Source organism: Aureimonas sp. AU22 (assembly GCF_001463745.1).
Lineage (GTDB): Bacteria > Pseudomonadota > Alphaproteobacteria > Rhizobiales > Rhizobiaceae > Aureimonas.
Genome location: NZ_BBWJ01000043.1, coordinates 170104 through 182509, shown reverse-complemented (window position 1 = coordinate 182509; position 12406 = coordinate 170104). Strand labels below are relative to the sequence as shown.

Annotated in this window: 11 protein-coding genes and 1 pseudogene; all 12 read right to left on the bottom strand. The window is 68.7% G+C overall.

Annotation, left to right across the window (positions count from 1 at the left end):
- Positions 1-607 (bottom strand): translation initiation factor IF-2 associated domain-containing protein (locus AUL34_RS15465; protein WP_192845770.1); only part of this gene is annotated, 607 nt, incomplete at its 3' end.
- Between the two features lie 97 nt (positions 608-704).
- Complete coding sequence (locus AUL34_RS15460) at positions 705-1337, bottom strand: RNA-binding protein (protein ID WP_061935434.1); 633 nt, start codon at positions 1335-1337, stop codon at positions 705-707.
- A 56-nt stretch (positions 1338-1393) separates the two neighbouring features.
- Positions 1394-2983 carry a transcription termination factor NusA gene (gene nusA, locus AUL34_RS15455; protein WP_061935382.1) on the bottom strand — a complete coding sequence of 530 codons (1590 nt, stop codon included), beginning with the start codon at positions 2981-2983 and terminating at the stop codon, positions 1394-1396.
- Positions 2984-3080: 97 nt separating this feature from the next.
- On the bottom strand, positions 3081-3689 hold the full coding sequence (gene rimP / locus AUL34_RS15450; protein ID WP_061935380.1) for a ribosome maturation factor RimP: 609 nt from the start codon (positions 3687-3689) through the stop codon (positions 3081-3083).
- 226 nt (positions 3690-3915) lie between these two features.
- Complete coding sequence (locus tag AUL34_RS15445; RefSeq protein ID WP_061935376.1) at positions 3916-4629, bottom strand: tRNA (guanosine(46)-N(7))-methyltransferase TrmB; 714 nt, start codon at positions 4627-4629, stop codon at positions 3916-3918.
- A pseudogene (metK, locus tag AUL34_RS15440) lies at positions 4619-5812 on the bottom strand (methionine adenosyltransferase); the annotation flags it as partial. The gene AUL34_RS15445 and the pseudogene metK, both read right to left, overlap by 11 nt.
- 118 nt (positions 5813-5930) lie before the next feature.
- A complete protein-coding gene (locus AUL34_RS15435) occupies positions 5931-6356 on the bottom strand; it encodes a helix-turn-helix domain-containing protein (protein ID WP_061935370.1) in 426 nt (141 codons plus the stop codon).
- 126 nt (positions 6357-6482) lie between these two features.
- Positions 6483-8078 carry an apolipoprotein N-acyltransferase gene (gene lnt / locus AUL34_RS15430; protein WP_082653415.1) on the bottom strand — a complete coding sequence of 532 codons (1596 nt, stop codon included), beginning with the start codon at positions 8076-8078 and terminating at the stop codon, positions 6483-6485.
- A 117-nt stretch (positions 8079-8195) separates the two neighbouring features.
- A complete protein-coding gene (locus AUL34_RS15425) occupies positions 8196-9236 on the bottom strand; it encodes a hemolysin family protein (protein ID WP_061935364.1) in 1041 nt (346 codons plus the stop codon).
- A 21-nt stretch (positions 9237-9257) separates the two neighbouring features.
- Positions 9258-9800, bottom strand: a complete 543-nt coding sequence (ybeY, locus tag AUL34_RS15420) for an rRNA maturation RNase YbeY (RefSeq protein WP_082653414.1) — start codon at positions 9798-9800, stop codon at positions 9258-9260.
- Positions 9797-10831 carry a PhoH family protein gene (locus AUL34_RS15415; RefSeq protein WP_061935361.1) on the bottom strand — a complete coding sequence of 345 codons (1035 nt, stop codon included), beginning with the start codon at positions 10829-10831 and terminating at the stop codon, positions 9797-9799. The genes ybeY and AUL34_RS15415 overlap by 4 nt, the downstream gene beginning before the upstream one ends.
- Positions 10828-12249: a tRNA (N6-isopentenyl adenosine(37)-C2)-methylthiotransferase MiaB gene (gene miaB, locus AUL34_RS15410; protein WP_061935428.1), complete on the bottom strand. Its 1422-nt coding sequence runs from the start codon at positions 12247-12249 to the stop codon at positions 10828-10830. The genes AUL34_RS15415 and miaB overlap by 4 nt, the downstream gene beginning before the upstream one ends.
- Positions 12250-12406 lie beyond the last annotated feature (157 nt).

The following is a 12406-nucleotide window of genomic DNA, read 5'->3' as shown; positions in this document are numbered from 1 at the left end:
CCGTCGTCGCGGCGGCCGCGGGGGCGGTGGGAGTGGCGGTTTCGCTCAAAGGTGGCTTCGGTGACTCGGAAACGGGAGGGGTCGATACGGGTGCGGCCTCGGCCGCCGGCGCGGACGGCACTTCCGCGACGGGCGCTGCGGGCTGTTCGGCGACTGCCGGCGCAGGCTGCGGCGCGGCGGGCGCCGCTTCCGCGACCGGGGAGGCCGGAGCAGCAGGCGCGGCCTCGGGGGCCGCCGCAACCGGTGCCGGCTCGGCGGGCGCTGCCGGACGATCGGGCGCGACCGGGGCCTGCGGGTTCTTGGCCGCATGCTCCAGAGCCGCGATCTGTGCCGGCGTCAGGGCCGGACGGGGGGCTGCCGCCGGCGCCGGTGCCGGAGCAGCGGGCGCCGCTGCGGCCGGCTCGGGGGCCGCCGCCACATCCTTCGCGGCCTCGCCGGGGACCGAGAACTTGCGTTTCTTGGTCTCGACGACGACGCTCTTCGTCCGCCCGTGCGAGAAGTTCTGCCGCACCACCGACTGCGAGACGTTGCCGCTCGGCTTGAGGGACAAGGTCTTCTTCGGGGTGACGCTCAGCGTCTTGTCGTCGCCGGATTTCGTATCGCTCATTAACGCTTCCGCTTCCTGCGCGGGTTTTTCCCCCGCGCCACTATCCGTGCCTAGAGCATTTCGCAACCGTGCTCTGCCGTTGATCTTAATTGTGGCTTCATGGACCCGGGTTCCCGGTGTCCGCTTCAGTCGATGTCCCGGCGCTTGCGCCCCGGTAAGTCTCCAGCGCCACGAGGCGCTCGATCAGGGCCACTCCAGCTCCACCGGGCAGGATGGCCGCGTGTATCACATTATGGTCGCCCATGGCCAAACCGATTTCGGTCGCGGTGAGCGTCTGATAGGCCGGGACGGGCCGACCGCCCGTCTCATGGGCGCGCGCGTGTCGCGCACCGTCGAGCTTTCGCACGCCGTCGGCGGCCCCGTCCGCCGCGTGCAGCACGGCCAAGGCCTTGCCCGCTCGCAGCGCGATGTCCACCTTGGCCGCCCCCGTCGTCACCTGCCCGGCCTTCCGGGCGAGCGCCAGGGCCCCCGCGGCCGAGCGAACCAGAAGTGCTTCCAGATCGTCCGCCAGCGTCTCCGTGCCGGTCAGCTCGCGCTTAAGGGCGCGCGGCAGAAGCTTGCGCTTCAGTGCCGTCTCCAGCACCGCGCGCCGCGCCTCGACGTGGGCGCCCCGGCCGGGAAGCCGGCGCTTCAGATCGGGCACGACCTGCCCGTCCGGAGCGGCAACGAAGCGGATCAGGGCATCGGCCGGAAGCGAGCGGCGCGACACGATGCACATGCGTCCGTTCATCACCGCCTCCTCCAGTTCCCGGTCCTCGTCGCCGTCCATACGGTCCATCGTGTGCCTCAGGCCTCCTCGGCCTCCTCGTCGGTCTCGGTCGCGGGCTCCTCGGGCTCGACCCAGCCCGCCATGACGCGGGCCTGCATGATCATCGCCTCGGCATCCCCGCGGCTGACCTCGAACGAGGAGAGCGCGCCGGGGAACCGCTTGGTCTCGCCGTCCTTGCGCTCGGTCCAGCCGACGAGATCGTCGGCGGCGCAACCGGCGAAGTCCTCGATGCTCTTCACGCCGTCCTCGCCGAGCGCCACCAGCATGGCGGTGGTCAGACCGTCGATCTGGCGCAGATCGTCCTCGACGCCCAGCGCCTTGCGCTTGTCGTCGAGCTCCTGCTCGCGCCGGTCCAGGAACTCCTTGGCGCGGTTCTGGATCTCGCCCGCCGTATCCTCGTCGAAGCCCTCGATGGCCGCGACTTCGGAATTGTCGACATAGGCGACTTCCTCGACGCTCGCGAAGCCTTCGGAGGCGAGGAGCTGGCCGACCATCTCGTCGACGTTCAGCGCCTCCATGAAGAGCGCCGAACGCTCCACGAATTCCTTCTGGCGGCGTTCGGATTCTTCCTGCTCGGTCAGGATGTCGATGTCCCAGCCCGTGAGCTGCGAGGCGAGGCGCACGTTCTGTCCGCGGCGACCGATCGCAAGAGACAGTTGGTCATCCGGGACCACGACTTCAATGCGCTCGGCGTCCTCGTCGAGCACCACCTTGGCGACTTCCGCCGGCTGCAGGGCGTTGACGAGGAAGCTCGCTGCGTCCGGCGACCAGGGGATGATGTCGATCTTCTCGCCCTGCAGCTCGCCGACGACGGCTTGCACGCGGCTACCGCGCATACCGACGCAAGCGCCGACCGGATCGACCGAGGAATCGCGGCTGATGACCGCGATCTTGGCGCGGCTGCCGGGATCGCGGGCGACGGCCTTGATCTCGATGATGCCGTCGTAGATTTCCGGCACTTCCATGGTGAAGAGCTTGGCCATGAACTGCGGATGGGTGCGGGACAGGAAGATCTGCGGGCCCCGCTGCTCGCGGCGCACATCGTAGACGAAGGCACGCACGCGGTCGCCGTAGCGGAACAGCTCGCGCGGAATCTGCTCGTCACGGCGGATGATGCCCTCGCCCTTGCCGAGGTCCACGATCACGTTGCCGTACTCGACGCGCTTCACGGTGCCGTTGACGATCTCGTTCACGCGGCCGATGAACTCTTCGTACTGCTTGTCGCGCTCGGCTTCGCGCACCTTCTGCACGATGACCTGCTTGGCCGACTGGGCGGCGATGCGGCCGAACTCCATCGGCGGCAGCTGCTCGGCGATGAAGTCGCCGGGCTCGGCGTCGGGGTTCTTGTCGCGCGCCAGCTCCAGGTAGATCTGGGTGTTGGGATCCTCGACCTCATCGACCACCTCGAGAAGCCGCTGAAGCTTCATCTCGCCGGTCTTGGTGTTGATGTCGACGCGGATGTTGGTTTCCTGGCCGTAGCGCGAGCGCGCGGCCTTCTGGATGGCGTCGGCCATCGCGGCGATCACGATCTCACGATCGATCGACTTTTCGCGCGCCACGGCATCCGCGATCTGCAGAAGCTCGAGCCTGTTCGCACTGACTGCCATGTTCACGTCTCCTGTCGAAAGCCGCCGGGCAATCCAAGCTCCGGCCCTTCGGGATGGAAGGCGGAAGCGCCGCGGGGCGCCGCCCTCCGTCGTCACATCAATGCGCGTCGGGCGCGCCGGCTCCGTCCAAATCGTCGCCTTCGTCCTCGGCCGGCAGCCCCCGCGCCTTGCGGGCGGCCTTGTCGGCCTTCAGCGAGGCGGCGATGAGATCGTCGGTCAGGATCAGCCGGGCCTCGGCGAGCGCGTCGAACGGGATCTCGACGACCTGCTCCTCGCCCTCCCCGACGGCATCGCGATCGAGCTGGAAGCTGTCCGGGCCGACGCTCACGATCCGTCCCCGGAACCGCTTGCGGTTCGCAAGCAGGCGGTTCGTCTCCAGCTTCATCAACTGGCCTGTCCAGGCCTCGAAATCGCCGACGCGCACCAGCGGCCGGTCGATGCCGGGCGAGGAGATTTCGAGATGATAGGCCCGATCCATCGGGTCCTCGACGTCCAGCACCGGCGAGATGCCGCGCGACACCGCCTCGCAGTCCTCGACGCTCATCGAGCCGTCCGGCCGCTCCGCCATGATCTGCAGCGTGGTGCCGTTGAGGGCCGAGACCCGGATCCGCACGAGGCGGTAGCCGAGTTGCTCGATCACCGGCTCGAGAAGCGTGGCGATCCGGGCCTCGAGCCCCTGTTCGATGATAATGCGCTTGTCCGTCACGAAGTCTCCGGTCGTGCCTCGAGGTCTGCCCCTCGGGCGGCCTCGCCTGCGGCGATCGCCGGGTTCCTTGCCGGGGCTATGCCCCTAACAAAAAAGAGCGGGACCGGGAGGACCCACTCTCACGATCGCATCGCAGAGAATTTGAAGCCGATATACATCCGCGCGCCCCGATTGGCAAGGCACCCGGCCTTTTCCACAAGGGAAGCGTAGCGGGGGCACTCGCCGATCAGAGCCGGAGGAAGGTCAGATAGGCACCCTTGCGCCCCTCGCGGTGCGCCTTCGCCTCGTAGCGCGTACCCGGCCAGCCTTCGTAGGGCGTGTGCCAGTCCGCCGGGCCCTCCGCCTGCCAGCGAAAGGCCGGATGACGCTGCAGGTGTTGGAGCGTCCAGTCGACGTAGGTCTCGATGTCGGAAGCGAAACGGAACCGCGAGCCGGGTCGCAGCACGCGCGCCATGCGGGCCAGCGTGCGATCGTTCACGAAGCGGCGCTTCCAGTGCTTCCGCTTCGGCCATGGGTCGGGATAGAACAGGTCTACCCCTGAGAGCGAGGCGTCGGGCAGCCAGTCGAGCAGCAGCGTCGCGTCGTCGCCATAAAGCCTGAGGTTCGAGCGCGGGTCGTCCTCCAGAGCCACCAGCATCTTGGCCATGGAGTTGACGAAGGGCTCCACTCCGATGAAGCCGGTGGCGGGATGGCGCCCCGATTCCAGATGCAGATGCTCGCCGCCTCCGAACCCGATCTCCAGGCGCACGGTCTCGACCGGCGCCGCGAACAGCGAGCGCAGGTCGGCCGGGGCAGGCGTGGCGAGATCGAGCGCGAGGGCGGGCAGCGTCTCGCGCAGGAGCCCGGCCTGGAGCGGGCGCAGCGTCTTGCCGCGCGAGCGGCCGAAGAAGTTCTCCCGGACGCGCGTGCGCTCGCCGTTGGCGCGGCGCTCAGCGGCCAAGTCTGGCCTTCAGCTTGGAGACGAGGTCGGTCCGCTCCCACGAGAACGAACCGTCGCGGCCGGGCTTGCGGCCGAAATGGCCGTAGGCGGAGGTCTTGGCGTAGATCGGGCGCGCGAGGTCGAGATGCTCGCGGATGCCGCGCGGCGTCAGGTCCATCAGCTCGCGCAGCGCCGCCTCCAGCGCCGCCTCCTCCACCTTGCCGGTGTCGTGCAGGTCGACATAGACCGAGATGGGTTCGGCGACGCCGATCGCATAGGAGAGCTGGATGGTGCAGCGATCGGCAAGGCCTGCCGCCACCACGTTCTTGGCAAGGTAGCGCGCGGCATAGGCGGCGGAGCGGTCGACCTTGGTCGGGTCCTTGCCGGAGAAGGCGCCACCGCCATGGGGCGCGGCGCCGCCATAGGTGTCGACGATGATCTTGCGGCCGGTCAGGCCGGCGTCGCCGTCCGGCCCGCCGATCACGAACTTGCCCGTCGGGTTGACGTGCCAGACGCACGCCTCCTCGATCGGCAGACCGCTCGTCGCCTCGCGCACGAAAGGCTCGACGAGACGGCGCACGTCCGCCGAGGTGAGGCTCTCGTCCACATGCTGGGTCGACAGGACGATCGAGGAGATCGACACCGGCTTGCCGTCCCGGTAGCGCACCGTGACCTGGCTCTTGGCGTCGGGGCCCAGAACGCCGGCGCCGCCCTCGCCCGAGCGCCGCGCTTCTGACAGGCGCTCGAGGATCTTGTGGGCGTAGAAGATCGGGGCGGGCATGAGCTCGGCCGTCTCGCGGCAGGCATAGCCGAACATGATGCCCTGGTCGCCCGCGCCCTCGGTGTTCTTCGGGCCCGCGTCCACCCCTTGCGCGATGTCGGCCGACTGCTCGTGCAGGAGGACGTCGATCCGGGCGGTCTTCCAATGGAAGCCGTCCTGCTCGTAGCCGATCGCCTTGACGGCGCGGCGGGCGGCGGAGCGGACCTTCGAGCGGAGCTTGGCCGAATCGAGCGTCGAGCGGACCTCGCCGGCGATCACGATGCGATTGGTGGTGGCCAGCGTCTCGCAGGCGACGCGAAGCTGCCAGGCGTCCGACTGCCCCTTTCGCGCCTCGCGGTAGAGGAGGTCCAGGACTTCGTCGGAAATGCGATCGCACACCTTGTCGGGATGGCCCTCCGAGACGCTCTCGGAGGTGAAGAAGTACTCGCCGCTGCGCATCCGTCTATGGTCTTTCGCTGGGGGACGTCGATCGCGATGGTCGTCCTTAACAAAGGCGACCCGTAGCGCAAGGTTTTTCTCGATGGGCGGAGATCGGGCGGCGCTACTTCGGCTCGCCCACCTCGGCCTCGGTTTCGGCCAGCGAGCGAACGAGATCGAGGATGCGGCGGCGCACCTTCGGGTCCTGGATCTTGCCGAAGGCGCGGTTGAGCTGGATGCTCTCGGCGGACACCGGATAATCGTTGACGAACTCGGCGTCGGCCTCGCGCAGGCCGGCGGGCTGGGCGTCCTCGCCCTGATACCCTTCGAAGAAGAAGGACACGGGAACCTGGAGGACTTCGGCGATCCTCTGCAGCCGGCTGGCACCGACGCGATTGGTGCCCTTCTCGTATTTCTGGACCTGCTGGAAGGTCACGCCGAGGGCTTCGCCGAGCTTCTCCTGGCTCGTTCCCATCATCGTGCGCCGAAACCGCACCCGCGCGCCGACATGGACGTCGACGGGGTTCGGTTTCTTGCTTTCAACCGCCATGGACTCGCCCCTCGAAAGCCGCTGCTCCTGTGCGGCTCCCCTAGCCCGAACGGCCCCCGCCGTTCCAGCTCTATAAACATATGTCGTTATCTAGATGATACGACTTTGACGAGCAATCCTGCCCCGTCAGCGCACGCGGCCGGAGCGAACCGACGCAACCAGGGCGACGAAGCCAAAGAGACCGAGGATTACGGCGAACGCAAGATTTCCGATGCGCGAAAAAGGCGTAGGCGCACCCGCGACGGGCAGCATCGTGTCCACCGTCCCGCCCTCGCCCAGTGCCAGCCCCGCGACCGGACGGCCGACGCTGTCGGTCACGACCGAAATGCCGGTGTTGGCGGCGCGCACCAGCGGCAGTCCGAGCGCGGCGGCGGTCATCTGCGCCTGTCGCATGTGCTGGTAGGGGCCCGGCGTCAGGCCGTACCAGGCATCGTTGGTGACGTTGAGGAGGAAATCGGGGCGCACGGCCAGATCGCCGAGAAGCTCGTCGGGAAAGATCGCCTCGTAGCAGATCAGCGGCAGGAAGCTCGGGCCCCCTTCCCCCGCTCGCATGATCCGGCGGGACGAGCCGGCGGAGAAGCCGCCGGGCAGCTGCGTCAGCTGGGTGATGCCGAAGCTCTCCAGAAGCGCTTGGAACGGCAGGTACTCGCCGAACGGCACGAGATGCAGCTTGTCGCCCGCCTCGCGCACGGCGCCGGCCGAATCGATCACGTAGAGCGAGTTGTAGAAGCGGGCCGACGGGTCCGCGGTTTCGCCCTCGACGCGCGTCGCACCGGCCATCAGCGTATCGGAGGGACCGAGCGCATCGGCGAGCCGCGTCACCGCGTCCGGACGGTCGGTGAGGATGAAGGGGAAGGCGGATTCCGGCCAGATCACGAGTCGGCGTTCGCTGTCCGGTGCGGCCGGGCCGCCGCTCGTCAGGGACAGGAGCCTGGCGAAGTTCCGCTCTTCCTCGGCCGGATCCCATTTCTGCGACTGGAGGATCGCCGGCTGGACGATGCGCAGGGTCACGCCCGGCACCGTCCCTTCGGGCGCAGCGGCGAGGCGCCAGGCGCCGAAGCCCGCATGCGCGACGAGAAGAACCAATCCGAAAACGGCAACGGCGGCGCGGCCCTTCGCCGGACCGGACAGGAGCGCGGGCAGGCTGAACACGAAGATCGCCAAGAGCGTGAGCCCGTGCAGGCCGACGAGGGAGAGGCTGCCCATGAGCAGGGGAACGGGCGCCGCCAGGACGCCGATCTCGTTCCAGGTGAAGCCGGTCAGAAGCGTTCCGCGCAGCCATTCGAATGCGGCGAGCGAGGCCGCCAGGGCGAAGATGCGGCCGACGCCGTCGCTCCACGCGAGGCGCGCCGTCGCTGCCGCCAGCCCGTGATAAAGGCCCAGCACCATCGGCAGGCCGAGGACGGCGAAGGGCAGCGCCCAGAGGAAGGTCGTGCCGTCCACCAGAACTGCGGCGCCGAGCCACCAGAGCCCGCCGAGGAAGTATCCGAAGCCGAAGCACCAGCCGACGCGGAACGCCGGCAGGACGCGACGGACGAGCCCGCTTCCCGGCCGACCGCTGGCGCCATCCAGCAGCCAGACGAGAATGGGAAAGGCGACGAAGCCGACGGCCGGCACGTTGATCGGCGCGAGCCCCAGGGTCGCGACGAGGCCGGCACCGAAGGACAGCGCCGCCCGTCGCCAGCCATGGAGAAGCATGATCCGTCCGGCCAGTCGTTCCAAGGTTCCCTGCCCTCATCCGCCCCGGCTCGTTCCGGCGCCCGTCGTCCGCTTTACGGACGCACCCTTGGAGGTTCTTAGAAGCCGGGACTTTCGCGAAACCGGACGCGCGCACGCGCGTCAGCTGTCGACGGCAGCGGCCGCTCCTTCGGGAAAGCGCACGATGCGCAGACGCTTCACGCGTCGCGGGTCGGCGTCCATGACTTCGATCTCGAACCCTGCGACCGCCTCGACCACCTCGCCGGGCGCCGGCATCCGTCCGAGGGCGTTGACCACGAGCCCACCGATCGTATCGGCATCATCCTCGTGCCCGCGGACGTCGAAATCGGCGCCGACGACCTCGCGGACCTCGTCGAGATCGGCCCGGCCGTCTGCATAGAACACGCCGTCGCCGGAATGGGTGACCAGCGCCTCCTCGTCGTCGTGCTCGTCCTCGATGTCGCCGACCACCATCTCCAGGATGTCCTCGAGCGAGACGAGCCCGTCGGTGCCGCCGTATTCGTCGATGACCAGAGCCATCTGGATGTGGCTCGCCTGCATGCGCTGCATGAGTTCGGCCGCGTGCATGGAGGGCGGCACGAAGAGGATCTGCCGGAGAAGGCCGAGGTCGGAGATCGTATGGTCGAGGTCGACGCGCGAGAGATCGAGGCTCGAGCGCACCGGCCCGTCGGCCTCGCCCTCCGTGTGGCGGAAGCAAAGCGCAGCGCGGGTGACGTGGCCGATGACGTCGCGGATGTGGACCATGCCGAGCGGATCGTCGAGGCCATCGCCGTAGACCGGCATGCGCGAATGGCCCGTTTCCTCGAACCGCGCCATTAGTTCGGCGAGCGTTGCGGAGTTGGCGATGCCCTGGATCTCGGTCCGGGGGATCATCACGTCCTCGACGCGCACGTCGTGAAGCTGGAGGATGTTGCTAAGGAGCAGGCGCTCGTTCGGCGTGAAGCCGGAGGCCTCCGTCTCAGGCCGGGTCAGCGCCTCGGCGATCTCCTCGCGCAGCGAATGGGAGACGCGGGGCCGCAGGAAGGCGACGAGGGACTCCAGGAATCCCGGCTCGGCGGCCGCTTCGGCGCTGCGCCGGGGCTGGCGACTTCGCGCCTCTGCCGGGGTTTCCGACGAAAGGGGCTCCTGGCCCGTCTCGTCGCCGTAGGGGGGCATGCTCATGTGGTTCACCAAAGGTCCCTTCTAGGATCTGTCGTCCGGCGCGCCGGGTGCATCGGCATAGGGATCGGCAATGCCGAGCCCGGCCAGGATCGCGATCTCGAGCGCTTCCATCGCGTCCGCGTCCTCGTCGGACTCGTGGTCGTGGCCGAGAAGATGCAGGACGCCGTGCACGAGGAGATGACGGAAATGGTCGTCAGCCGATTTGCCTTCTCCCTCCGCCTCGCGCGCCAGCGTCTGGCGGGCGAGAATGAGGTCGCCGAGCATCGGACCCGGCGGATCGCCCGGCTGGAGCGCCGCCATGGGAAAGGACAGGATGTTGGTCGGCTTGTCCTTGCCCCGCCATTCGGCGTTGAGGGCGCGCACGTCCTCGTCGTCCGACAGGGTGACGGAGACCTCGGTCTCGACGTCCGGGGAAAGGCCCGCCGCGTTCGCGGCCGCGAAGATCGCCTCGCGCACGAGGTCGTCGACGGGGCGCGACAGGAGCGAGCCCCAGGCATCGTCCTCCACCGAAAGGAGGATCCGCGGCCCAGTACGGGCCGCGCCGGGAGATCGCCCGTCGCTCATGTCGCGGCCTTGGCGCGCGCGTCGCTCGCATCCGCCTCGTAGGCTTCCACGATCGCCTGCACCAGGCGGTGACGCACGACGTCCTTGGCTTCGAAGCGCACGGAGACGATGCTGGAGACACCTTCCAGGACGCGCAAGGCCTCGACAAGCCCGGACTTCACGCCAGCCGGCAGATCGATCTGCGAGGGATCGCCCGTCACGACCATGCGCGCGTTCTCGCCGAGGCGCGTCAGGAACATCTTCATCTGCATGGTGGTCGTGTTCTGCGCCTCGTCGAGGATGACGGCGGCGTTGGCGAGCGTGCGCCCGCGCATGAAGGCGAGCGGCGCGATCTCGATGGCGCCGGCGGTCAGCGCGCGCTCCACCTTCTCGGCCGGCATCATGTCGTAGAGCGCGTCGTAGAGCGGGCGCAGGTAGGGATCGACCTTGTCCTTCATGTCGCCCGGCAGGAAGCCGAGACGCTCGCCCGCCTCGACGGCCGGACGCGACAGGATGATGCGTTCGACCTGACCGCGCTCGAGAAGCTGCGCGGCATGGGCCACCGCCAGGTAGGTCTTGCCCGTGCCGGCCGGGCCGATGCCGAAGACGAGCTCGGCCCGCTCCATGGCGCGCATATAGGCGTCCTGCGTCGGCGTGCGGGCATAGATGGTCTTCTTGCGGGTGGAGATCTGGGCGAGCGCGAGCCGGCCCTTCTTCTCCATGGTCGGCAGCACGAGCTGGTCGTCCTGCGCCACCGCCATGCGGATCGCGCCCTGGACGTCCGAGCCCTGCAGCTCGTGGCCGGACTGGAGGCGGGCATAGAGGATGTCGAGCGTGCGGCGCGCCTGCTCGGCGGCCGTTGGGTCGCCGCGAAGCTCGACCTTGTTGCCGCGCGCGCGCGCATCCACCGACAGTTTCTGCTCGATCATCGCCAGATGCTCGTCGAACTGACCGAACAGGGCGCTCGCCAGCCGGTTGTCGTCGAAGGTCAGCACGAGGTGGGCCATGTCCGAGGCGCCGGAGTTCGGAAGCATGCCGCGCGCTGCCTTCATGCGATCTTCCTCAACTGGGGCTCGGCTTTGGCCGGAACGCCGTAGGCCGGCTCGGCGCCGGCGGCCATCAGGGAGTTTGGACGGGTATCGGCGACGCGCACCGTGACGATGTCGCCCACCGCACCGGCGGACGACGGCACGACAACCGGCAGAAGGAACGGCGAGCGGCCGATCATCTGGCCGGGATGGCGCCCCGGCTTCTCGATCAGGACCTCGGTGTCGCGCCCGACGAAGGAGTCCTGGAAGGCCACCTGCTGCTCGCGGATCAGCGCCTGAAGTCGCTCGAGACGCTCGGTCTTCACGTCCTCCGGCACATGGCCGCCCATCGTGGCGCCCGGCGTGCCGGGCCGGGGCGAATACTTGAACGTATAGGCCGCCGCGTAGCCGACGGTGCGCACGAGATCCAGCGTCGCCTCGAAGTCGGCATCGGTCTCGCCGGGGAAGCCGACGATGAAGTCGCCCGACAGCGCGATGTCGGGACGAGCCGCCCGGATGCGGTCGAGCAGGAGAAGATAATCCGACGCCTTGTGGCGCCGGTTCATGGCCTTCAGGATCGGGTCCGAGCCCGACTGCACCGGCAGGTGGAGATAGGGCATCAGGGCCCGGAGATCGTGATGGGCGGCGATGAGCGCGTCGTCCATGTCGCGGGGGTGCGAGGTCGTGTAGCGCAGGCGCGCCAGGCCCGGCACGTCGGCCAGTCGGCGAAGCAGCCCGGCGAGGCCGATCGGGCGGCCGGCATCGTCCGTCCCCGCCCAGGCGTTGACGTTCTGCCCGAGCAGCGTCACCTCGCGCACGCCGGCTTCCGCCAGGCGTCGCGCCTCGTCCATGACGGCGGCAAAGGGGCGCGAGACTTCAGAGCCCCGCGTATAGGGCACGACGCAGAAGGTGCAGAACTTGTCGCAGCCCTCCTGCACGGTGAGGAAGGCGGTGACGCCGCGCCGGGCGATCGCGGCCCTGCCCGACTTCGGCAGGTGGTCGAACTTGTCCTCGACGGCGTAGTCGGTCTCGACCACGCGCTCGCCCTTGGCGACGCGCGCGAGCGCCTGGGGAAGACGATGATAGGTCTGCGGCCCGATCACGAGATCGACGACCGGCGCGCGCTCGATGATCTCGGCGCCTTCGGCCTGCGCCACGCAGCCGGTGACGCCGACGCTCAAGCTCCGACCTTGCGCCGCACGCTCGTTTTTGAGCACGCGGATACGCCCAAGCTCGGAATAGATCTTCTCGGCGGCTTTCTCGCGGATATGGCAGGTGTTGAGGAGCACGAGATCGGCGTCCTCGATCACGTCCGTCTGCGCGTAGCCATCGCGCTCCAGCGCGTCGCCCATGCGCTGCGAATCGTAGACGTTCATCTGGCAGCCATAGGTCTTGATGAAGACCTTGCGTTCGCCCCGCGCGTTCTCGTCCGGTGTGTCCATGCGTCCTTTGCGGGTCCCGCCCGTCCTGCCGAACGGCCGAAGGGAACCCATGCGCCAAGTCCTCGACTTCGCCGCACCGCCACGCAACGCCCGCCGGTCCGGCCTTGTCTTCCTATATCGGCCGCCAGCCCCGCCGACGCAAGCGACGTTTTCGCGT

Coding starts and splice junctions, on each gene's coding strand:
- ybeY (WP_082653414.1), bottom strand. CDS start 9,800: ATGAGCGACGGGCGATCTCCCGGCGCGGCCCGTACTGGGCCGCGGATC.
- AUL34_RS15415 (WP_061935361.1), bottom strand. CDS start 10,831: ATGAAGGCAGCGCGCGGCATGCTTCCGAACTCCGGCGCCTCGGACATG.
- nusA (WP_061935382.1), bottom strand. CDS start 2,983: ATGGCAGTCAGTGCGAACAGGCTCGAGCTTCTGCAGATCGCGGATGCC.
- AUL34_RS15460 (WP_061935434.1), bottom strand. CDS start 1,337: ATGAACGGACGCATGTGCATCGTGTCGCGCCGCTCGCTTCCGGCCGAT.
- miaB (WP_061935428.1), bottom strand. CDS start 12,249: ATGGACACACCGGACGAGAACGCGCGGGGCGAACGCAAGGTCTTCATC.
- AUL34_RS15425 (WP_061935364.1), bottom strand. CDS start 9,236: ATGAGCATGCCCCCCTACGGCGACGAGACGGGCCAGGAGCCCCTTTCG.
- AUL34_RS15435 (WP_061935370.1), bottom strand. CDS start 6,356: ATGGCGGTTGAAAGCAAGAAACCGAACCCCGTCGACGTCCATGTCGGC.